The sequence below is a fragment of the Collinsella aerofaciens genome, assembly GCF_039062365.1.
Classification (GTDB): domain Bacteria; phylum Actinomycetota; class Coriobacteriia; order Coriobacteriales; family Coriobacteriaceae; genus Collinsella.
In genome coordinates this window covers 194,669-216,251 of sequence record NZ_JBCJBI010000001.1, presented here as the reverse complement: position 1 = coordinate 216,251, position 21,583 = coordinate 194,669, and the positions used below count along the sequence as shown (strand labels likewise).

At 58.2% G+C, this 21,583-nt stretch carries 17 protein-coding genes; 8 read left to right on the top strand and 9 right to left on the bottom strand.

The window, feature by feature from the left end:
* Positions 1-2: 2 nt before the first annotated feature.
* Positions 3-1,445: a YfcC family protein gene (locus tag ABCN01_RS00905; RefSeq protein WP_342996748.1), complete on the bottom strand. Its 1,443-nt coding sequence runs from the start codon at positions 1,443-1,445 to the stop codon at positions 3-5.
* 253 nt (positions 1,446-1,698) lie between these two features.
* Between ABCN01_RS00905 and ABCN01_RS00900 the strand changes: the two genes are divergently transcribed.
* A complete protein-coding gene (locus ABCN01_RS00900; protein WP_342996747.1) occupies positions 1,699-2,949 on the top strand; it encodes an arginine deiminase in 1,251 nt (416 codons plus the stop codon).
* Between the two features lie 2 nt (positions 2,950-2,951).
* On the top strand, positions 2,952-3,608 hold the full coding sequence (locus ABCN01_RS00895; RefSeq protein WP_052044062.1) for an XRE family transcriptional regulator: 657 nt from the start codon (positions 2,952-2,954) through the stop codon (positions 3,606-3,608).
* 60 nt (positions 3,609-3,668) lie between these two features.
* Here ABCN01_RS00895 and ABCN01_RS00890 read toward each other — a convergent pair whose 3' ends face one another.
* A complete protein-coding gene (locus ABCN01_RS00890; RefSeq protein WP_342996746.1) occupies positions 3,669-4,244 on the bottom strand; it encodes an epoxyqueuosine reductase QueH in 576 nt (191 codons plus the stop codon).
* Between the two features lie 36 nt (positions 4,245-4,280).
* On the bottom strand, positions 4,281-4,850 hold the full coding sequence (locus ABCN01_RS00885) for a DUF3267 domain-containing protein (RefSeq protein WP_342996745.1): 570 nt from the start codon (positions 4,848-4,850) through the stop codon (positions 4,281-4,283).
* Positions 4,851-4,982: 132 nt separating this feature from the next.
* Here ABCN01_RS00885 and ABCN01_RS00880 point away from each other — a divergent pair, with 132 nt between their 5' ends.
* Together ABCN01_RS00880 and ABCN01_RS00875 are read left to right on the top strand one after the other, a co-directional pair.
* Positions 4,983-7,133: a methionine--tRNA ligase gene (locus ABCN01_RS00880; RefSeq protein ID WP_342996744.1), complete on the top strand. Its 2,151-nt coding sequence runs from the start codon at positions 4,983-4,985 to the stop codon at positions 7,131-7,133.
* Positions 7,134-7,192: 59 nt separating this feature from the next.
* Entirely contained in the window at positions 7,193-8,296 is a 1,104-nt protein-coding gene (locus ABCN01_RS00875) for an RsmB/NOP family class I SAM-dependent RNA methyltransferase (RefSeq protein ID WP_342996743.1), read from the top strand.
* A gap of 24 nt (positions 8,297-8,320) precedes the next feature.
* Here the strand turns inward: ABCN01_RS00875 and ABCN01_RS00870 are convergent, their stop codons facing one another.
* Positions 8,321-8,491 (bottom strand): hypothetical protein, encoded by a 171-nt coding sequence (locus ABCN01_RS00870; protein ID WP_156063807.1) that lies wholly within the window; start codon positions 8,489-8,491, stop codon positions 8,321-8,323.
* A gap of 190 nt (positions 8,492-8,681) precedes the next feature.
* On the opposite strand from ABCN01_RS00870, the gene ABCN01_RS00865 reads away from it, so the two are divergent.
* Positions 8,682-9,773 (top strand): beta/alpha barrel domain-containing protein, encoded by a 1,092-nt coding sequence (locus ABCN01_RS00865; RefSeq protein ID WP_342996742.1) that lies wholly within the window; start codon positions 8,682-8,684, stop codon positions 9,771-9,773.
* Between the two features lie 81 nt (positions 9,774-9,854).
* On the opposite strand, the gene ABCN01_RS00860 is transcribed toward ABCN01_RS00865, so the two are convergent.
* Positions 9,855-10,745, bottom strand: coding sequence for a DegV family protein (locus tag ABCN01_RS00860; RefSeq protein ID WP_342996741.1), 891 nt, complete (start codon positions 10,743-10,745; stop codon positions 9,855-9,857).
* A gap of 320 nt (positions 10,746-11,065) precedes the next feature.
* Between ABCN01_RS00860 and ABCN01_RS00855 the strand changes: the two genes are divergently transcribed.
* From ABCN01_RS00855 to ABCN01_RS00845, 3 genes are all read left to right on the top strand, one after another.
* On the top strand, positions 11,066-12,982 hold the full coding sequence (locus tag ABCN01_RS00855) for a fructose-1,6-bisphosphatase (RefSeq protein ID WP_161116156.1): 1,917 nt from the start codon (positions 11,066-11,068) through the stop codon (positions 12,980-12,982).
* A gap of 78 nt (positions 12,983-13,060) precedes the next feature.
* Entirely contained in the window at positions 13,061-13,456 is a 396-nt protein-coding gene (locus tag ABCN01_RS00850) for a GtrA family protein (RefSeq protein WP_022095122.1), read from the top strand.
* A 219-nt stretch (positions 13,457-13,675) separates the two neighbouring features.
* Positions 13,676-14,083 (top strand): GtrA family protein, encoded by a 408-nt coding sequence (locus ABCN01_RS00845; RefSeq protein WP_022095123.1) that lies wholly within the window; start codon positions 13,676-13,678, stop codon positions 14,081-14,083.
* Between the two features lie 151 nt (positions 14,084-14,234).
* Here ABCN01_RS00845 and ABCN01_RS00840 read toward each other — a convergent pair whose 3' ends face one another.
* The 4 genes from ABCN01_RS00840 to ABCN01_RS00825 form a co-directional block, all read right to left on the bottom strand.
* The gene (locus ABCN01_RS00840) at positions 14,235-15,137 is read right to left on the bottom strand and encodes a DUF4430 domain-containing protein (RefSeq protein WP_342996740.1); all 903 of its coding nucleotides are present in this window, start codon (positions 15,135-15,137) and stop codon (positions 14,235-14,237) included.
* Positions 15,127-18,909 carry a DUF4430 domain-containing protein gene (locus tag ABCN01_RS00835; RefSeq protein ID WP_342996739.1) on the bottom strand — a complete coding sequence of 1,261 codons (3,783 nt, stop codon included), beginning with the start codon at positions 18,907-18,909 and terminating at the stop codon, positions 15,127-15,129. The genes ABCN01_RS00840 and ABCN01_RS00835 overlap by 11 nt, the downstream gene beginning before the upstream one ends.
* A 430-nt stretch (positions 18,910-19,339) precedes the next feature.
* Positions 19,340-21,103, bottom strand: a complete 1,764-nt coding sequence (locus tag ABCN01_RS00830; protein WP_342996738.1) for an ABC1 kinase family protein — start codon at positions 21,101-21,103, stop codon at positions 19,340-19,342.
* A gap of 8 nt (positions 21,104-21,111) precedes the next feature.
* On the bottom strand, positions 21,112-21,528 hold the full coding sequence (locus ABCN01_RS00825; protein ID WP_117583986.1) for a hypothetical protein: 417 nt from the start codon (positions 21,526-21,528) through the stop codon (positions 21,112-21,114).
* Between the last annotated feature and the right edge of the window lie 55 nt (positions 21,529-21,583).

The window sequence follows — 21,583 nt, the reverse complement described above, 5'->3', positions numbered from 1 at the left end:
ACCTACAGGGCAATAAGTCCCGAGATTGCTACGAATACGATATTGATGAGCGACACGACCAAGAAGAATTTCCAAACGGTCTTCCACCACTGGCCAAGCTTGATCTTGCACACGCCCAAACCCGCTACAAGAATGGCGCTAGTAGGACAGATCAAAGACATCGTCGCGCTACCCATGGAGAGAGCCCACACGGCGGCCTCGGGATTAAGGCCCATGAGTTCGGTCAAAGGTCCAAAAATGGGAGCGGTCAGTGCTGCAAGGCCAGATGAGCTGGGAACCAGAATCGCCAGGAGGTTCTCAACCGCATAAAGAAGCGTAGTAAAGAGAACCGCCGGGATGCCGCCCAGACCAGTGGCGAGCGCATTGAGGATGGTATCGATGATCATGCCGTCAGAGGCAATGACAAGGATGCCACGCGCAAGTCCAACGACAATTGCCGAGAAAGCAAAGTCAGCGATACCCGCAACAAATTCCTGAGCGATGACGTCCTGACTAAAGCCCGCAATAACACCAGCCAACAGGCCCATGGCCAAAAAGACCGCAGAAATCTCGTTCATATACCAGCCCTGGGTCACAAGTCCCCAGATGATAAGGCACATACCAGCGATAAATACCGCAAGCACGCCTTTTTGACGACCCGTAAATTCCGCGTCAAGGGCAGATTCATCGGCAGCGAACTCGACTTTCTTGGCGATATCATCCTCAAATGTGATCGATGACTCAGGGTTCTTCTTTACCCTTCGTGCATAGAGGACAACCCAAGTAATTGCAACGACAGTCAAAACAACCCAGGCAATCATACGCAGCCACAGCTGGGGGTTGCCCTGAATACCAAGAATACCTTGCGCAATGAGAACATTAAACGGATTAATCGTTGAGGCGATGTAACCCGTGCGCGCTCCAACGAACACGACCATGAACGCCGTCATCGAGTCGAAGCCCATAGCCATCATAATTGGCATGAAGATCGCAAAGAACGGGAGAGTTTCTTCCGCCATGCCAAAGCTCGTTCCGCCCAATGCAAAGAGAACCATCGCAATAGGAATAATTAGAATGTCTTTGTTCTTAAAGCGGCGAACGACACGACCCATTCCGCTCGTGATAGCGCCCGTTTTAGTAATAACCTGAAACGAACCGCCCACAATCAAGATGAATGCAACGACCTCAATTGCCTCTTGTATACCGCGCGTTGGAGCCTGAAGAACATCGAAGACGCCTTGTCTGAGATCTACTTCATCCCCGGTTTCCTCGTCAATATATGTCTTTTCACTCTGCTCATACGTACCTGCGACAGTGACTTCACGACCGTTCACCTCCTGACGCTGATAGGACCCAGAGGGAACAATCCACGTGAGAACAGCGAAGATGACCATAAGTGCAAAGATGATCGCATATACGTGCGGGACCTTGAACTGCTTGATGCCTTTCGAACTTTCCGCTGCCATATCTCCTCCTTCATTCCTTTTCCCATCTATCCAGCTGGCACCATAAATGTATGAGGTTGCTCAGCGGTGGTCGGCCAACCATCGCCATCGTGTCGCTTTTCACCTATGAACGGCAGCTAAAGTGACGTTATTAATCAATCTGATATTTAAAATTGATGTTATTTATCAATTACATACGTCTTTTAACTTTTCCGCAACACAACAAGGAACCTGCCTTAGCCTTATATAAAAACCAGCAGGACAGGAGACAGACATGCAAGGCGTACACATAACAAATGAAATCGGTCATTTAAAAGCCGTACTTGTCCATCGACCAGGAACTGAAACACAAAACTACCCTGATGCCGACTTCAGCCAAGTTTTCTCCCTGCGAAAATGGAGTGGTCGTTTTGACCTCGACAAAGCAATATATGAGCACGATTCCATGGTTCAATTGCTTGAGAAGCATGGCGTAGAAACCATTGAAATTAGGGACCTTCTCGAAGACTCACTTGAAACTGAGCCCCAATCACTTAAATGTTTTATTGATGACTACCTCCGTTGCAGTGGGGCAACAGGCAGAGAGTTCCTCGAGACAATAACCCAGCTGTTTGAGAACGCTAAGAACACCCAGGAATTGGTGAATATAGTACTTAACGGCATTCGCTTTGGAGACACTGAGCTATGTTCAAACCAGTCGGAAACACTACGGGCGCTCGTGCACGAGCAATTTGACCCCGCCTCGCTCTTGGTCAATCCCCTCAACACGCTTTTTTTCACTCGTGATCCTGCTGTGGTAGTCGGAGACGGCATCATCCTAAATCATATGTATTGGCCTGAGCGTGATCGTGAGGTCGCCTTATACCGGCAGATATTCACCCACCACAAGATCATGGGAGAAACCCCGGTATGTGATTTGAACAGGAGTAGTTACCATATCGAAGGCGGAGACATTCTTGTTATCAGTGCTAAGACATTATTAGTTGGAATCTCTGACCGAACTGAACCCGCCGCCGTCGAGTCACTTGCCAAAGAGCTCCTGACCTCAAATAAATTCCAGACCACCGAGCTAATTGCGATTCGAGTCCCCTCTGACGGGCTGCGTATCCACCTCGATACGTTCATAAGTAGAATTGATCACGACGCGTTCCTCATCGATCGTGAGATATGCAATGCCGTTGATGCATACAGCATTCAACTAAAACGATCCGGAAAGGGCCTTACGATCACTCCTATCGATCGCGCGATTCCGGAAATACTCTCTGCAGCCTGTTGCGAACCAATAAAAGTAATTGACTGCGGAGGCGGGAATCAAACCGCCTACGAAAGAGAGCGCCGGAACAACGCAACGTCTATCCTTGCGCTCTCGCCAGGAAAACTATGCGTATATGAAGAAAACGTTTGGACCAACGAAGCGCTTGAGAAAGCAGGAATGGAATTATTCCCGTTATCCATTGACGAGCTCACCAAAGGCTATGGTGGCACAAACTGTCTATGCCTCCCTCTGTGGCGAGAGGATCTATAGCCATGGGCTTCGGGGCAAATATTCGTAAACTCCGCACCATGGAGCATCTTGGTCAGGCGCAACTTGCAGAGATGTTGGGGGTATCTAAAGAGACCGTTTGTCGTTGGGAAAAAAGTCGGTATGCCCCCCGTGAGCGCCATATTGAAAAGTTACAAGCGCTCTTCGGTTGCACCCGCGATGAACTTGTTGGCGAGGAAAACGGTTTGGCCGTAAAGCTCGCAAATAAAAGAATCGTCACCGACGAAGACCCTGCTATCCACGAAATGGAGGGCGCATTTCCCGTCATCGATATCGAATCGCAAAAGCGCCGCATCACGCACAGCCAACAAAATGCTTGCGCGCCTGTAGACGTAGCCAAGCGTCACCCACATAGCGTTTTCGTTAAAATCAAAGGTGACGAAATGTCCCGCATTTACCCTCCCGGCAGCTTACTACTTGTCGATACCACCGCAAAGCCTTGGAACGGCTGTGCTGTATTGGCGCTCGCAGACGGTAAAACACCGGTAATTAGGCGATTTGCAGAAGGAAACGACATGATTGTGCTGTCGTCCCATTCATATGCAACAGCAAGTCCGGATCTGATGTTTAACAAACGGAGGATCAGAATCATAGGAGTCGTCGTTTGGTATCAAGCGAGCCACGATCACACGCTTAATTAAATCGACTTTCCCAAAAACGACCGTACCGCACAGACAGCTCAAAGCCCCAGCCCAAATGAACTACTTTTTGGACGCTTTGCGCTCGTCGCGGATGCGGGCGCGGTCCATGGCCGCCTCGACAGCCGAGAAGCGGCAACCACAGTAGTTCTGCCGATACATGCCAAGCTCGCGCGATCGGCGTGTCGCCTCGGGGTAATACGGGCGAAAATCACGAATCACCGGTGTAAGCCCGCGGGCGGTAGCCAGGCGCTCCAACACGTCATTACAGGTATCGAACAGCTGATACGGTGAGACGGCGAGCGTCGTACCCACATATTCGAACCCGCGCTCCTGGGCCACGCGGCACGCCTCGGCCAAGCGCAAGGCATAGCACGCGCGACAGCGACGGGGCCGATCGGCACCCAGCGGTGCCACGCCGGTCTCCCAGCGATCGCGGTCCTCCCCCGCCTCGATGAGCTCGATGTCGCCATCGGCACACCACCGGCGCAGCTCGTCCAAGCGGCGCTGCCATTCATCGCGCGGTTGAATATTGGGGTTGGTCCAGCAAATCGCGGGCTCAAACCCCTCCTCGCGCAGCAGGCGAACCGGCTCCAGCGAGCACGGCGCGCAGCAAGCATGCAGCAGCAACGGCTTCATCAACATCCCCGTCCCAGAAAAATCATCCCAAAAAGACTACCTTGCGAAAAAGCGGACGCCAAAGGATGTGTCCTCGCAGGCGACAATGCGACGGTCGCGCAGAATGGTCCGCACGTAATACCAATCGCCCACACAGCCCGACAAATGCAAACCGGCCGCCAGGTAGCACAGCAGCGGATAGCCCGAACATGCAAACCCCAGGGCAAACGCCACCGTCAAGGCAACCGTCGGCGCTAGGCAAATGACCATGTACCGCGCACGCGAATACACCACGCCCTCGGCGCAGGCGTAAATCATGCAGGTTTCGAGATTTGCCCCAAAGGTCACGTGTGCACCAGCAGGCGCAAACAACTTAAAGAACACCGTATGCACCAACTCGTGCACGGCAAATGACGCCGCAGAGACGACCGCCAAGCCGACTATCCAGCCCACGGCAGCCATCCAGCCACCCGCGTCAGCCGCATCCAGATCCGCAGGCCCGCCCAGCAGCATAAACACCGGCACCAGGCACACGGCAAACACGCCGGCTACGACCATCCCCCACACGAAGCAAGCGTGCAGAAAATCCTCGTCCTCAAACGCATGTATGTTGGAAATCTCATTCATAGCATCTTAGGATAGCGCCCCTGCCACGTACCCGTCCGCATGTGCGATAATGTCGAACGATATGCACGAATTGACCACCGCGTCGCCAGGCCTTGCGCCCGGCCGCGCTCTCACCATATGCGAAGGAGTCCCATGGCATCCAAATACTCCATGAACGACCGTCCCAGCTGGCCTCGCCGCGCCATCGTTACCGCCGGCGAGCCCTACGGCAACAAGGGCCTTCACTTTGGCCACGTCGGCGGCGTCTTTGTCCCTGCCGACTTCTTCGCCCGCTTCCTGCGCGACCGTCTGGGCCGCGAGAACGTCATCTTCACCTCGGGCACCGACTGCTACGGCTCGCCCATCATGGAGAGCTACCGCAAGCTCAAGGAGAACGAGGGCTACGACAAGTCCATTAACGAGTACGTCGAGTCCAATCACTCCCGCCAGGCCGCGACCCTCAACAACTACAACATCAGCTGCGATATCTACGGCGGCTCAGGCCTTGAGCCGGCTGCGCAGATTCACAACGAAGTGACCGCCGAGATTATCGAGCGCCTGCATGAGCAGGGCACCATCTCCAAGCGCTCCACGCTGCAGTTCTACGACGCCAAGGCCGGCACGTTCCTCAACGGCCGCCAAGTGATCGGCCGCTGCCCCATCCAGGGCTGCAAGTCCGAGAAGGCTTATGCCGACGAGTGCGACCTGGGTCACCAGTTTGAGCCCGAGGAGCTCATCGCACCCAAGAGCCAGCTCACCGGCGAGGTGCCCGAGCTGCGCCCGGTCGACAACCTCTACTTCGACCTGCCGGCCTACCTCGACTTTATGAAGACCTACACCGCCAAGCTCGCCCAGAACCCGCAGGTTCGTTCCGTGGTCTCCAAGACCATGGAGGAGTGGCTGCTGCCGGCCCAGCTCTATATCCAAAACAAGTTCCGCGAGGCCTTCGATGCCGTCGAGGACCAGCTGCCCGAGCACACCGTGCTGGAGCCCGAGGGAAACAAGAGCAGCTTTACCGTCACCTTCCCCAGCTGGAAGGAGCGCGACGACGCCCACGCGGTGCTCGCCAACGGCGGCGTGCGCTTCCGCAGCGGCAAGGCGCTCGTGCCCTTCCGCATCACCGGCAACATCGACTGGGGCGTTCCGGTGCCCGAGGTCGACGGCGTGAACGACGTCACCTGCTGGTGCTGGCCCGAGAGCCTGTGGGCGCCCATCAGCTACACCCGCACCGTGCTCGCACGCGATGCCAAGGCCGCCGGCGTGACCGAGGGTGTCGCCGCCCAGGATGCCGCCCTCATGGGCGAGCCCGCCGCCGATTCCACGCAGGTCCCCGCGCCCACCTACCAGCACAGCTCGCTCGACTGGCGCGACTGGTGGTGCTCTGACGACGCTCAGATCTACCAGTTTATCGGTCAGGACAACATCTATTTCTACTGCATCGCGCAGACCGCCATGTGGGAGGCCCTGGGTTGGGACCTTACGCAGAGCACCGTCAGCGCCTGCTACCACCTGCTCTACATGGGTAAAAAGGCCAGCTCGTCCTCGCAGACGCCTCCCCCGCCGGCAGACGACCTGCTCAACCACTACACCTGCGAGCAGATGCGCGCGCACTGGCTGTCGCTCGGCCTGTCCGAGAAGCCGGTGAGCTTTAGCCCCAAGGCATACGACACGCGCGTGACCGGCAAGGACAAGGACGGCAACGAGGTGCGCGCCTGCGACGACAAGCGCGTCATCGATCCGGCCCTTAAGGAGAGCGCCCTTTTGACCGGCGTCTTTAACCGCCTGGCCCGCAGCTGCTTCTACGGCGTCGCCGTCAAGGAAGGCGACGAGAGCCCCTATCGCAACGGCTGCATCCCCGCCGGTGCCGCCTCCGCCACCGTTGTCGAGGCTGCCCAGCAGGCAGTCCTCGCCTTTGAGCAGGCCATGTACAAGTTTGAGACACACCGCGCACTTGCCGTGTGCGACGACTACCTGCGCGCCTCCAACAAGCGCTGGAGCGACGCCTCCAAGGCCGCCAACAAGCTCGAGGGTGAGCCGGCCAACGCCGCCATGACGCAGGCCCTGGTCGACGCCTTTACCGAGCTGCGCGTGGCGACCGTGCTCATGCACGGCATCGTCCCGGCCGGCTGTGAGCTCATCTGCGAGTACTTCGACGTCGACCCGGTCGCCTTCTTTAGCTGGGATAACATCTTTGCCTCCACGGACGAGTTTGTGGAGAGCCTGGGCGAGAAGCCCGGCGAGCACCGCGTGAAGCCGCTGCCCCCGCGCTTCGACTTCTTCAGCAAGCACGAGAGCCAGTACTAAAGCACGCTAGCAGCAGCGCGCCCGGAAAGCAGTCAATTTGGGACGGGAAGGAAAGACGGATGTCCAAGCCGCGTCGTCGTAAGCAGAAAAAGCAGGTTAAGCCCGAGCTCAAGCTTAGGCAGTTTGCCGCTACCGAGCTTTCCGGCCGGCTTGCCGCCCAACACTCCGCCGCCGACCTGCCGCGCTTTATGGTCGACACGGTTGCCGGCGCCTATACGCCTGCCGATGCTGAGCGCATGATCGAAGGCTTTGGCGCCGCAGCCACGCGCCCGGTCACGCTGCGCGCCAACACGCTCAAGGCGACCGCCGAGGACATCGCCGCTGCACTCGACGCCGCCGGGATCACCCACCAAACCGTCGCATGGTATCAGGATGCCTTCATGCTGCCCGAGGCCCAGGTTTCCGATCTGTGGGATCTCGACATCTACCGTGACGGCAAAATCTATCTGCAGAGCTTGTCGTCCATGATGCCGCCTTTGGTGTTGGGCGCTCAGGCCGGCGAGGACATCCTGGACATGTGCGCGGCCCCCGGCGGCAAGACGACGCAGATCGCCGCCCTCACCCAGGGACAGGCGCACCTCACAGCCTGCGAGATGAGCATTCCCCGCGCCGAAAAGCTCGAGGCCAACTTGGGCCGCCAGGGCGCCAAAAACGTGCCCGTCATGCGCATCGACGCACGCGAGCTCGACGAGTTTTTCCGCTTTGACCGTATTCTGCTCGACGCTCCCTGCACCGGCACGGGCACCGTCATCAGCGGCAACGAAAAGAGCTTGCGCGGCCTCACCGAGCAGCTGCTTGGCAAGTGTGCCCGCTCGCAGCGCGCGCTTCTGGACCGCGCCATGGGGGCCCTCAAACCGGGCGGCACGCTCGTCTATTCGACCTGTTCGATCTTGCCGCAAGAAAACGAGGACGCCCTGCAAGAGGCCCTCGACAAGTACATGGACTGCGAGCTTATCCCCCTCGATGGCACGCCGAGCGAAAGTGAAACGCGCCGTGCTCAGGAAGCTGGCGAAGAGCCGCGCGTCGAGAGCAACGCCCTCACCGAGGCCATCGCCGCCGGCCACGTTTCGTCCGTCGCCAACGGAATGCCCGGCACGCTGACCATTCCGCCCAGCCGCGACTTTGAGGGCTTCTACATCGCCCTGATCCGAAAACGCAGCTAGCGCACGGATTCAAAACTCAACAAACTATCTCCGTGCGCGCCTGTCCTGCTGGTCACGGTGCTGCTTAAGTGCCTCGCGTTCCTTGCGTTCGGCTCTTTTGCCCTTAATGGCCGTGACCACCAAGTAGATGACCGCGGCAGCAACGATTGCGCCCACGCACAGGCCAATCGAGCCCAACATTGCTGTGAATTCCATACCGCGTCACCTCTCTTTTAAACGGGACATTCAAGATAGCACCTCAATACCCGCCACCACAGCTCCTTCACGTTCGCCGGCCTTTCGGTCTAACGGATGGCGCGGCGGGGAAAAATCAACTCGTCAAACGATTTAGCAATCGTAGCGCCGGTCGCACGCTGACGGGCGCACAACATAGAAACGGACCGCCATGGATTCTCTCAACGATTTGAACGAGCGCGTCGACGCCTTTGTCGGCACCAGCTCCTTCGATACGCCCGCCGCGACCGACGATCAAGCCCCCATCGATGTGCCCGCCGAGGTTCACGAAGACGTCGTCGCCTCGGTCGACTTCTCCGAGGTTGAGCTTGCAGACGAATTTACCGAGCCCCAGGTGGCCGTAACCCCCAACGGCCTTTTGCCCATGGAGCCGCTGCCCATCGACGGACGCCTGCGCAAGGCGGCCCTCCGTATGCCCGATGAGATCGAGGAGGCCAGCGGCTTTACGCTCTTTGGCCGCCGCATCAAATCGCTCATCTACACCACCGACGTGGCGGTCATCCGCAACTCCAATGCCGACGCCGTGTTTGCCGTCTACCCCTTCACGCCGCAGCCCGCCATTACGCAGGCGCTGCTGACCGTTGCCGAGTGCCCGGTCTTTGTGGGCGTTGGCGGCGGCACCACCACCGGTAAGCGCTCCGTGCAGATGGCGGCCGTTTCCGAGATGCAAGGCGCGGCGGGCTGCGTGGTCAACTCCCCCGCTACTGCCGAAATGGTCGAGCACATCACCAACATCGCCGACATCCCCGTCATCGCCACGGTCGTTCGCTGCGACGACGATGCTCACGCCAAGGTGCGCGCCGGAGCCAAGATTCTCAACATCGCCGCCGGCAAGAACACGCCCCAGGTCCTACGCGAGCTGCGCGAGCACTATCCCAACCTGCCGCTTATCGCGCCGGGCGGCAAGACGCCCGAGAGCATTCGCGAGACCATCGCCGCCGGCGCCAACGCCATCATCTGGACACCGCCTTCGGCCCAGCAGCTACAGACCGACATGATGCAGCGTTATCGCAAGATGAAGGAAGACGCCACACCTGTCATCTCGCGCGACAACGTGCCCATTATCGACCAGGTCGCCGCCGCCGAGGTCAGCCAAGTCGAGAACATGAATCCCGATGTGCCGATTCCCGACGAAGTCATCGAGCGCGTCGCTTCGATCCACGAGCGCGTCGAGGAGCATCGCGCCAACCGCGGCCTCAAGCCGTCACTGCACGGCTTTTTCTTCCGCGGAAAGAAACGCTAGCCGCAACAGCAAGGCCCGCCCCACAAACGTGAGGCGGGCCGTTTTCGTTTGAGCAATCATGCAGCGACGTGATGGGGCAAATTAATCCACGCGCTTGTCGCCCATAAAGAAGAGCGCCACCGTACCAGGTCCGGTATGCGAGCCAATCAGAGTACCGATGTCATTGATCTCAATCTTGCCTTTAAGCTGCGGAACCTGTTCCTCAATCAGTGCCGCGACCGCCTCAGCATCCTCGCGGCACGCCGACTGCGACATGATGCACTTACCCGAATAATCTGCACCGTCCTGTACGTGTGCCATCATGGTCTTAGCCATCTCGGAAATCGCGCGCTTCTTAGTGCGAATCTTCTCACGTGGCGACAGCTTACCTTCGCAATCGACCGTCATAAGCGGGCAAATCTTAAGCGCCGTGCCGATGATCGCGCTCGCGGCCGAAATGCGACCGCCGCGCAGGTAGCTCGACAGATCGGTCGAGAAGAACCAGTGGTGCAGGTTGAGCTTGTGCTCCTCGATCCAGACAGCCGTCTCGTCGAGTGAAGCCCCGCTATCGCGCACATCGGCGGCATATTCCAACAACAGGCCAAAGCCCGAAGACGCCGCCAGCGAATCGATGACGCGCACCTTGCCGCCCTCGGGATAGCGATCCGCAAGCATTTGCGCCGCGACGCAGGCCGATCCATACGTGCCCGAAATACCCGACGACAACGTCAGGTGCAGCACGTCTTTACCCTCGGCAACAAACGGCTCCCAAAACTCCTCGTACTCACCCACGCTCACCTGAGACGTCTTGGGCATGGCGCCCGCGGCAATCTGGGCAAAAAACTCGTCCGGCGTAATCGACTGATACAGATCGTCCGCATAGACAACATCGTCGATCTCGTAATGAAAACACACGACAGGGATATTGCGCGACGCAAAGAACTCACGGGTTCGATCGGCGGCGGATTCACAGGTCAGGACAAAATCACTCATATGAGGCTCCTTACTCATTGCTGCGCAAATTATCGCACAGTGAGCCTACATGCGGTACATATGTCCACTATTTACCAAATCGAACCAAAAATAGTGAACATCTTTACCACCATCGTCTCCACCGGCCCCACGCATAAATATCTGAGAAAACACCCTCTGTCGTCTCCACCCAACCGCCATATCTACCTCAACTAAATCGATTTACCAAACCGTTCAGCCGACAATTCAGCCGCTGGCGCAAAATCGAAACAAAAGCGGCGCATACTGATAAACGTTTGACGTTGTTTATCAGTTTTACCAACCATATCGGAAGGTGTTTCATGGTCGCATTCGATCGCAACCCGCAAGACTTCAAGTATCTGCGCCTGCTGTCGAGACAGTTCCCCACCGAACAATCCGCATTTACCGAAATTATCAACCTCTCGGCAATCCTCAACCTACCCAAGGGCACCGAGCATTTTATGAGCGACGTGCATGGTGAGTACGAAGCCTTTATGCACATCCTCAACAACTGCTCGGGCGTCGTGCGCGAACATGTCGACGAGATCTTTGGCGACACGCTCTCCTTTGACGAAAAGGGCGAGCTGTGTACGCTCATCTACTACCCGCGCGAGAAGATCGACCTGGTCCGCAGCCGGCGCGAGGACTCGCCAACCTGGTACAAGACGATGCTTGACCAGCTCATCATGGTCGCGCGCTCACTTTCAAGCCGCTACACGCGCTCCAAGGTGCGTAAGGCCATCCCGCGCGACTACGCCTACATCATCGACGAGTTGTTGCACACGCACCCGGACGAGAACAACTATCGCGTGCGCTATCACGAGCGCATCGTGGAGTCCATCCTGGAGACCGCCAGCGCCGACGACTTTATCGAGTCGCTCGCCTCGCTCATCAAGCGCCTGGCCGTCGACCACCTGCACCTGGTGGGCGACATCTTCGACCGCGGCGGCGGCGCGGCCAAGATTATGGACCGTCTGCTCACCTACCATTCACTCGACATCCAGTGGGGCAACCACGACCTGCTGTGGATGGGCGCTGCGGCCGGTGAGCCCGCCTGCATCGCCACGGTGTTGCGCAACAACCTGCGCTACGACAATTACGAGATCCTGGAGAACGACTACGGCATCTCGCTGCGTGAGCTTGTCGCCTTTGCCGATGCCACCTACACCGCCGGTGAGTCCATCACCCCGCTGATCAAGGCCATCAACGTGCTGCTCTTTAAGCTCGAGGGCCAGATTATCCAGCGCCACCCCGAGTTCGACATGACCGACCGCCTGTTACTCGACAAGATCGACCACGACACCGGCACGGTCACGCTCGCCGACGGCAGCGTGTGGCCGCTCACGACCAACGACTTCCCCACCGTCGACCCGGCGGACCCCTACACGCTCACGTCTCAGGAGCAGCACATCATCGACAAGCTCGTGTCCGAGTTTGTCACCGCCGATCACCTGCATCGCCATATCGATTTCCTCTACACCCACGGCTCGATGTACAAGGTCGCCAACGGCAACCTGCTCTTCCACGGCTGCGTTCCGCTCAACGAAGACGGCACCTTTAGCAGCATGAACTGCCTGGGCACCTGGCACGCTGGCCGCGATTATCTCGATTTTTGCGACCACATCGCCCGCCGCGCGTGGCGCGTGGGCGACCGCGATGCCCTCGACTGGATGTGGTACCTGTGGATTGGCTTCAATTCACCCGCCAGCGGACGCCTGGTGCGTACCTTTGAGCGCGCCTATATCGCCGATAAGAGCACCTGGGTCGAGCCGATGGACCCGTACTTTACGCTTACCAAGTCGCCCTCGGTCTGCGATGATATCATGCGCGAGTTTGGCGTCGCGCCCATGGCATGCTCGCCGACCGGCCACATCATCAACGGCCACACACCCGTTAAAACCACCAAGGGCGAGCAGCCCATCCGCGCCGAGGGCAAGCTGCTGGTCATCGATGGCGGCTTCTGCCGCGCTTACCATCCCAAGACGGGCATCGCCGGCTATACGCTCATCTCGAGCTCGCGCGGCTGCCGCCTCAAGTCGCACCGGGCCTTTACGACGGTTGCCGAGGCACTCACGCGCAACGTGGACATCGAAAGCGAGACCAACCGTTTTGACCAAGCGGACCGTCGCCGCATGGTGAGCGACACCGATACTGGCGCCAAGATCCGCAGCCAGATCCAAGACCTGCGTCAGCTGCTCGATGCATATAGAAACGGTGCTATCGAGGAGCGCGCCTAGCACCACCCGCGGGGATTGGCTAAACTTGCTGAGTTTGTCATCCCCACGGCGTCCCCGCGCCACCCTAAGGCAGGTACCATGCAAAAGCTCCTTGCGCAGATCATGAAATTTGGCGTCGTCGGTGTCATTGCCACGGTTATCGACTTTGGCATTATGAATCTGCTCCACTACGGTCTCGGCCTCAACATCCTAATCGCCAACACCAGCGGCTTTATCATCTCACTCATCTTTAACTACCTCGCAAGCATGAAGTACGTGTTTGCGCACAAGGAAGGCATGAGCCGCCGCCGCGAGTTCATCATCTTTGTCGTGCTGTCCGTGATCGGTTTGGTGCTCAACGACGGCATCGTGCTGGCGCTCAACGCCGGTCTGGGGCTCGAGGCCAATATCGCCAAGATTTGTGCCACCGCGCTTGTCATGGTCTACAACTTTGTGACCCGAAAAATCTTCCTGGAGGGCGACGAGACAAAATAGCTCGAAACCCCTGCAGCATTACGGCGCCCACGGACGACGCGCACTCAGCGCAGTATCGTCCGTGGGTGTCGCTCGTTTACGGGCAAATTTTTAACGTTTGCGGATTAGCTCTTGAAAATTTGGCGAGTTCATATAGTTATTGGCAAAGACCTTACGTTTCCCTTGTAAAAGCTCTAAAGTATCCTCTGCTCGATTCATCAAGGCATTGGATGTGATTACGTGCGCAAGGCGCTGGCACAACCTCATACCAAGCAGTTCCTCAAGTTTGCCGTCGTGGGTCTCATCTCCTTTGGCATCGACTGGGGCATGCTCATTGCGCTCGTCGAGCTTTTCCACCTCGACTTTTTGATGAGCACTACGGTCTCGTTTATCACGTCCGTCGTGGTCAACTACTGGCTCAGCATGAAGTACGTGTTCGACCATCGCGAGGGTATGAGCCGCAAGCGCGAGTTCACGATCTTCACCATCCTGTCGGTGATCGGCCTGGGTCTCAACGACCTGTACATGTTTGTGGGCGTCACGTTTTTGAGCATCGGCTACCAGGCCATGAAGGCCATCGCCACGTTCCTCGTCACCTGGTACAACTACTTCAGCCGCCGCTTCTTCCTCGAGGGTGCACGGTCGTAGTCGATCACTATTTGCTTGAATGTATAACCGGTTGGAATTCCCATTCCAACCGGTTTTTTGTGAGACCCGGCGGCCCAGTCCCATTCGCATGAAAAACGGGCGGCCCGGATGTTTGTCCGGACCGCCCGTCTGGCGCGCTATGTCGAGGCCTCTAGCCTGTCACGTAATACCAAACCACGTTGTCGCCGTTGGAGAGAACGTAGTTGCTGCACGCCGTCATGGGCGTTGCGCCGTTGACGGAGTACATCCAGCCGCTCGTGCCGCCGTGCTGTTTCTCGGCCAAACCACCAATCGCGGAGACATACGTGCCGTACGACGAGCCATGTGCGTTGACAGAAAGGCCCAGCGCGCACAGGGCATCGTAGACGGTAGCGCCTTCGTTAAAGGTAAAGGTGCCACCAGAGGACACAGGATTGCCCACGGCGCTCGATGTGACCGAAACCGTCACCGTAACGTAGTTGGACTCCTGTGAGCCGCTCTGGCCGCCCGAGGAGGCGTTTCCACCATTAGAGGATGAGGCTCCATTAGACGACTGGCCACCGCCCGAAGAAGCACCACCAGACACCTCGGAAGTATCGCCGGCGCCCGTATTCTGGGCAGCGGATTTATCGCCAGACTTCTTGCCGTCCTGGTCCTCGGACTTCTTGCTATCCGAGTTTTTGTCTGATTCCTTGTCCGAAGACTCGGAATCGTCCTTGCCGTCGTTCGAACCCTTGGACTCGTCTTTTGCGTCATTCGATGACTTGGAATCCTTGGAACTGGCCTCGCCCGAAGTCGTAGTCGAGCCAGATGCCTTGGTGTCCTTGGTGACGACGCTCTCCCCCGTCACGGTCTGAATGATCCAGTCGATGGACCAGGCACCGCTTGTGGAAGGATGGACGAAACCCAGCGAGACGACGATCAGAATGGTGCACGCGGCAGTCAGAACGCCGAGGAGCGCCTTGCGACGAGAGGTGGACGCCGCCGAAGCGGCGCCCTTTTGCTTTGGATCATCGAGCTGGATAAACGAGGAGTCGGGTTGTTGCCCGCTGGTCTCCTTGGGCTTATCGGGCATTACCGTCACCCTTGCCGCGCTTGGTCAGCACGAAGACGGCGATGAGCGCGAGGCCAATCACGCCGGCGGCGATGCCAACGATGGCGAGCGGATTGGCGCCAGTCTCCTGCTCGGAAGCACTAGAGGACTTCTTAGCAGTGGTCGTGGAAACAGCACCCGTATCGGACTTGAAATCGGACTTCTTGTCGGACTTGCCGTCCTTCTTGTCAGACTTCTTGTCAGACTTCCTATCGGACTTATCGGAGTCCTTCTTGTCGGACTTGTTGTCCTTGGTCTCGGTCTTGGTCGACACCGTCATCTTGGTCGTCGGCTTATGACCCGGGGCGACAGCGCCGCCAGCCTGCTGGCCCTTCGTGCCGGAGCCGGAGCCCGTGCCAGTGCCAGCGCCAGCACCGGAACCGTTGCCAGCGCCACCGTTGCCACCATTAGTGCCAGAACCGCCATTACCGCCAGGGTTAACGGCATTCTTGGTCCACTTGGCATACAACGTCAGGTCGGCCGTCACCGGCGTACTGAAGTCGTACGCCTGCGTGCAAGGCTCATCGGTATACCAACCGCCGAAAGTGTAGCCATCGCGCATCGGATCGGCCGGCTTGACCAGCTTGCCATCGGACGTAGCAACAAACTTAGTGTCGCAAGCAGACCCGCCGTTGGAATTAAAGGCAACCGTCCAAGACTCAACGGCCCCAAGCTTGAACAGCGTGCCCGAGTCATTGATGTAGTACAGGTTGCCAGATGCATCGGCAATGACCGGAGAGTCACAGTACTGGTAATGGCCAGCCGCATCATAAATCTGCGTCGCCTCTGCATCGCCGAGCGTATAGCGATACACCCCACCACCAGCAGAGTAGCTGACGTAGTCCTTGCTATCCGCGCTATTAACGGTGAAGTACACATAGGTTTTGCCGCCCTGAACACTCACCAGCGGAGTAGCAGCAATACCGTTAAATCCGGCCGGTAGTTCTTTACCGTCAGCAGCGGTGACCATCGTGGTCTTACCGGTCTTCAGATTATAGAGAACCAGAGCAGATCCAGTAGCCGTCTGCCCACCGACAATCAAGTTGTCGCCAGACACCGCCGGGGCGCTCATGTTATTCGTAAGACCCAGGTCGACCGTCTTCTGCTCGCTCAGCACGCCCTTCGCCGAAAGCGAAATCACATGGAGCTTTCCGTCGTGCGTCATCTGATAGAAGGTCGAGCCATTGGACGGATCGGCGACGCAGTCAGCGTTCGCAAGGACGCCGAGCTTCATGGTCGAAACGACATCACCCGTTGCCTTATCAATGCACTTAAGCGTACCTGCGCTCGTGGGGACGATGGCGTACTTATCCGTCAGGGCAGCGCCAGTCCAATAATAGCCCTCAGCTGCGTCGATGTTCTGCCAAGAGACTTCGCCTGTGGCGATCTTGATGCGCGTAAAGGAACCGTTGACGTATTTCTTCCCATCAGCCGTGCCTACATAGACGTACTCGCCGTCCGAAACGACGGTGCAGGAGCTCTGCGTCAAGTCCGTCAAACCAGGCGTCAGCCACTTGCAGATCAGCTTGTCTGCAGTAATCGCCTGGACCGCGCCGCCGTTGAGCGGAACGATGATAAGGCCATTGGTATAGATCGGACGAGAGGTATAGCTCACCTTGGAGGCAAGCGGCGCAGAGGCAACCTTTTTGCCCGTGGAGGAATCGATCTTAATGAGCTCGTTCTCGGTCGCGATGTACACAAAGCCGTTAGCGATGACAGGCTCGCTGCAGTTGGCATACTGCTGACCAGACTCGGCCTTCCAATCGAAGGCCCACTTAAGACCGGCGGCCTGCGCAGGCGTCTTGGCATCCGTTACGGTCGAACCGTTGCCACTGTTGCCGTAGCCGGCCCACTCGGCATCCCAATCAGGAGTCGTCGCGCTCGGATCCACGACAATCTTGTCGGGATCGGGCATGGGAGAATTATCGGTGGTATAGGCAAGCGTGACCTTATCGCCGCTCTTGAGCGTAATCTGATTGGCGCAGAGTAAGGAGGGCTCTCCGTTGATATACAGATGCCAATATTTATTGGTCGCAGCATCCCAACCATACGGCTTGTGATCGAACGGCGAAGTAATGGAATTCAGGAACCAGTACTCACCGCTCTGGGAGCCGTTGTACGTAACGCCCTTGGCCTTCAGGACCGTCTCAATAAGGTTCTGGGCAGTAGAGCCTTCGGGCAAAGAAACATTGCTTGCCGAGCCCCAGCGAGTATTGTTGCCGTTGACATCGGGACCGATAACATCGACAGACCCAAGAACCTGGCCAGGAAGGGCATCGGCGTCAGCACCATACATAAAGGTGACGGCGTCACCCTCCTGGAGCCTGTAGGCACCGGCGCCAACGTCGGCGAACTTGCCATTTACGTAGAAGCGCCAATAGCTATTGGTCGCAGCATCATAGCCACAATAGGACTTACCATCGAAGGGCGAATAAATGCCGTTGAGGAACCAGCCCCAAGACGATTCGCCAGCATCGAGAGTAAGGCCGACCTGCTCAAGGAGATCCTTGGCAGTGGAGCCTGCCTTGAGACTCGTCTGACCCGTCGAAGCCCAAACCTGCTGCTTGCCGTCCTTGTCCTTACCGAGAACCTGAACAGAAGCATGGACAGAATCGGACGGCAACTGGTCGCCCCAGCCACCGTAGAACCACGTGACGGTATCGCCGGCATGGATGGTGACATTGTCCGCCGTATAGTCACTCGACTTGCCGTTGATGAACAGCTGCCAATAGGTCGAATAATCTTGGGGCGTACCCAGCTCAACACCGTTGTACTTAAGGCTCAGAATGAAGGAGCCCGCAGCAACGGCGTCAATGTCGTTCGCCTCGAGTGCGACCTTCGTAAGATCAAGCGCGCTCGAGCCGGACGTCACCACATACTGCGCGTTATCGACCCAAGTCTGAGTCTTGCCCTGGGCATCGCGACCAATGACGGTCACATTTGCGGCAACCTGGTCCTTAACGACAGGGGACGCGCTACCAGCCGTATAGGCAAACTCAACCTTCTGCCCCTGGGTGAGCTTAACGCTGCTCGCGCCAACCGAGGAAGACGCACCGTCGACGAACAGCTGCCAGAAGGCATAAGTCGTCGGATCGAAGGCAAGCGTACGGCCATCGCTCGGGGATGTGATGCTTTTGAGGTAGAAACCGTATGCCGTGTTCGGATCGTAGTCTGCCTTGAAGCCCGTCTTCTGCTGCAGCTTAACGAAGGCATCCGCAGCCGTCGCGCCCTCGTCGAGCTTGAGCTGCGTGGGTGCCACCCAGGTCTGAGCCTTACCGTCGGCATCGGTGCCGATAATCGAGAACGAGACCTCGACCTGCTTCTTGGCGACATCGCCGGTTTCTGTCGGGTTCTCTGTCTGGATGGCAGCCGCGGCGGCAGATCCTGCTTGGCCAGCGGATGCCGTCGAAGACTGCTCGCTCGTGGCAGGGCTCTCCCCCGTCGCCGAGCCTTCGTCGCCAGTTGCCGCCTCAGTTGTGGCGACACTAGTTGCAGACGCGCTCCCAGAATCCGAAACCTCGGCGCCGCTCTGCTCAGCGGTACCGCCCGCAAGCGCTGCGTCCTCGCCCGGCGTCGCAGCCTGAGCCACAGCCTCGGCAATGCCCTCAGCGCCCTCGGCCCACAGCTGAGCCGGCGTGGTGCCAAAGGCCATCGCGAAGGCCAGGAATGCCACCAGGCCGCGCTTGGCTACATCGCGCGCAATCGCGCCACGGCGATGCGAGACGTGCTGGCGCTCGTCCTCAAACATATCCATTTGTCTCCTACTGTCTGTACTTGGAGCGTTGCCTTGAGACTGCCCCACGTCATCGCGCATGTTGCGCTCGAGTTCCCCCATCGGGACCCCCTTCCCTCCAGAGCCCTATGCACACCGGCGGCAAAAGCCGCAGCCGCATGCAAGACGGGAGGCGATCCGACTTAACCTTAACGACTCGGGCACGTCGTCCGATCTGCGACGCGAGCATCCCGAGCCAAGAGGAATTACGGTTACTGGTACAGCCGGGGACTTGCACCCCGATTCTCCCAAATGCGCAGGATAACCGCGCATTCGTGCGTCTCCGCACCACCATCTAGGCCATCGATTATTACCGTCAAAATGGTATCACGCAAAAGGGCCTCGCACGCAGGCGAAGCCCAAGGTAAAAGCTATTGTTTGCGATAGGAAAATGCGGTGACGGCCGCAGCCTCTAGTGCTTGCCGCCGTGGCTGTTGAGCCAGATATTGCGGCCCAGCATAAGCGCCAGCACCAGCGCGCTCACGTAGCCCATAAAGCCAATGACCGGGATACCAAACACAACCGGCTCGATGCGCGCGTAGTACACCACCGACGAACCGATAAACAGACCGGCGATAACGATAGCCATCGACATGCGGTCGATAATCCCACCTAGCTGTCGCAGCGCCTTATCGCTGCTCATGATCTGCGTGTTCACCTTAAGCTGGCCGCGTGTGAGCATGCGCGAAGCCAAGCCCAGATACTCGGCCGCCTCGAGCGAGCCCTTCGCCGCGCGATAACTGCTCGCTGCAAAGTCGCGGCTCATCTCGCGCATGCGGGCGTAGGTGCTCTTCTCGTTTTTGATGTGCGTCTGGATGATCTGGATCATGTTGACGTTGGGCATGTACTCGGTCAACAGGCCCTCGAGCGTCACCATGCCGCGGGCGAACATCGTCACCACGCTCGGCAGCTCAACGTCATTCTTACGCGCGAGGTTTAACAGCGAGGTCAAAAACTCGCCGATATCCAGGTCCTTAAGGTCGAGGCCCGCAAAGTCAGCCACGATAAAGTCCAAATCGGACAAAAAAGCCGAATGGTCGAGCTCAGCCGAGTCGCCACGCGTCACGGCGAAGCGCATGAGCGAATCCTTGAGCTTGGGCACGTCACCCTCGGCCACGGCAAAGATCATGTCCTTGACGATACCGCGGTCGTGGCTCGACATGCGTCCGACCATACCCAAGTCGATAAAGTAGACGATGCCGTCCTTGAGGATGATGTTTCCCGCATGCGGGTCGGCATGGAAAAAGCCGTCGTCGAGCACCTGCGTCGAATAGTCCTCGACGATTGCGGCACCGATCTTTTCCAAGTCATAGCCCTCGGCCACCAAGCGTTCAGGATCGGCGATCGAAATGCCGTCGACGTAGTCCATGACCACCACGTGCTCGGTACACAGGTCCAGATAGGATTTAGGGCACGTCACGCCATGAACGCTCTTATGGAACTCGTAGAAGTCGTTGAGGTTCTTAGCCTCGGCCAAGAAGTTGGTCTCCTCGCGAAACGAGGTCCACAACTCCTCGACTACGCCGTGCAGGTCAACGAATTGATCGGTGTTGACGAACTTGGAAACGATACGCACCACCGAGCGGATGATATCGATGTCCTGCGCCATAACCTGCTGCGCACCGGGGCGCTGCACCTTGACGGCCACGTCCTCGCCCGTCACCAGACGAGCGCGGTGCACCTGCGCGAGCGATGCGCTACCAAGCGGATTGGGGTCGATCGCATCGAACATCTCCCCCAGGCGCAGGCCGTATTCCTCTTCCAGACAGCGGAGCACTACCTCGTACGGCACCGGCTCCACGTCGGAGCGCAAGCGGCGCAGCTCATCGCAAAAGCGTTGCGGCAGAATCTCGGACCGGCTGGCCAGAATCTGCCCCATCTTGACGAACATGGGGCCGAGCTCCTCGAGCAGGCGGCGCAAGCGAACCGGCGTGAGGTTATCCCACACACGGTACTTTTTGACCAAGCGAACAATCTGCCCAATGCGCTCGCGACGACCCGCCGGCGTGAGCTGGTATTCCTCGTCCGGCGCCATCGCGTCGGGCTCTTCGGGCACCATATCGACAGCGCGCGGCTTCTTGCGAGCGCCCGAGACGGCGGCATCGACCTCGTCGACAACCGCCGCCTCGTCACCCAAGGGATCTAGATTGTTGTAATCGGTGGTGGAATCTGCCATCTGCGCCGCTACTCGGCCTCTTCGGTATCCTTCGCATCGTCGGGCTCAACGGACTCGACGGGCACCGAGGTCACGTTGTCCTCGACCGAATCGACGATGTCGCGCACATGGGCCAGGAAGGCCGTGCGCTCGGGGGCGGTCATAACGCGGACGCGAGCCAGAATGAGCTCGTCGAGCACGCGCTGGGCCGCGGTCTCGCCCTGCATGCCCAAGCGCTCGGTCAGGTCGGAGATGGTACCGCCGGCCTGCTCGAACATGTCGGACACACTGCGGGCGATATCGGGGGTGGCGGTGTCCTTGCGGACCTGCTCGCCCTTGGTGTTAAGGTCGTCGAGGACCTTCTTGCCGCCTTCGACAGCAACGGCGGCAGCGCCAAAGCCCACGTTAATGGCGCCGTTAACAAGCTGATCGAGTTTCATAACCATGGTTATCTCCAATCACAAACAACTGCATTGGCGTTCTTGTACCCAAGATTGAGCG

What these genes read in the sequence shown, in the direction of transcription:
- ABCN01_RS00850 (WP_022095122.1), top strand. Translation starts at nt 13,061, where the DNA reads ATGCAAAAGCTCCTTGCGCAGATCATGAAATTTGGCGTCGTCGGTGTC.
- ABCN01_RS00905 (WP_342996748.1), bottom strand. Translation starts at nt 1,445, where the DNA reads ATGGCAGCGGAAAGTTCGAAAGGCATCAAGCAGTTCAAGGTCCCGCAC.
- ABCN01_RS00885 (WP_342996745.1), bottom strand. Translation starts at nt 4,850, where the DNA reads ATGAATGAGATTTCCAACATACATGCGTTTGAGGACGAGGATTTTCTG.
- ABCN01_RS00880 (WP_342996744.1), top strand. Translation starts at nt 4,983, where the DNA reads ATGGCATCCAAATACTCCATGAACGACCGTCCCAGCTGGCCTCGCCGC.
- ABCN01_RS00840 (WP_342996740.1), bottom strand. Translation starts at nt 15,137, where the DNA reads ATGCCCGATAAGCCCAAGGAGACCAGCGGGCAACAACCCGACTCCTCG.
- ABCN01_RS00830 (WP_342996738.1), bottom strand. Translation starts at nt 21,103, where the DNA reads ATGGCAGATTCCACCACCGATTACAACAATCTAGATCCCTTGGGTGAC.
- ABCN01_RS00855 (WP_161116156.1), top strand. Translation starts at nt 11,066, where the DNA reads ATGGTCGCATTCGATCGCAACCCGCAAGACTTCAAGTATCTGCGCCTG.
- ABCN01_RS00825 (WP_117583986.1), bottom strand. Translation starts at nt 21,528, where the DNA reads ATGGTTATGAAACTCGATCAGCTTGTTAACGGCGCCATTAACGTGGGC.
- ABCN01_RS00860 (WP_342996741.1), bottom strand. Translation starts at nt 10,745, where the DNA reads ATGAGTGATTTTGTCCTGACCTGTGAATCCGCCGCCGATCGAACCCGT.
- ABCN01_RS00890 (WP_342996746.1), bottom strand. Translation starts at nt 4,244, where the DNA reads ATGAAGCCGTTGCTGCTGCATGCTTGCTGCGCGCCGTGCTCGCTGGAG.
- ABCN01_RS00875 (WP_342996743.1), top strand. Translation starts at nt 7,193, where the DNA reads ATGTCCAAGCCGCGTCGTCGTAAGCAGAAAAAGCAGGTTAAGCCCGAG.
- ABCN01_RS00835 (WP_342996739.1), bottom strand. Translation starts at nt 18,909, where the DNA reads ATGGATATGTTTGAGGACGAGCGCCAGCACGTCTCGCATCGCCGTGGC.
- ABCN01_RS00895 (WP_052044062.1), top strand. Translation starts at nt 2,952, where the DNA reads ATGGGCTTCGGGGCAAATATTCGTAAACTCCGCACCATGGAGCATCTT.
- ABCN01_RS00865 (WP_342996742.1), top strand. Translation starts at nt 8,682, where the DNA reads ATGGATTCTCTCAACGATTTGAACGAGCGCGTCGACGCCTTTGTCGGC.
- ABCN01_RS00900 (WP_342996747.1), top strand. Translation starts at nt 1,699, where the DNA reads ATGCAAGGCGTACACATAACAAATGAAATCGGTCATTTAAAAGCCGTA.
- ABCN01_RS00870 (WP_156063807.1), bottom strand. Translation starts at nt 8,491, where the DNA reads ATGGAATTCACAGCAATGTTGGGCTCGATTGGCCTGTGCGTGGGCGCA.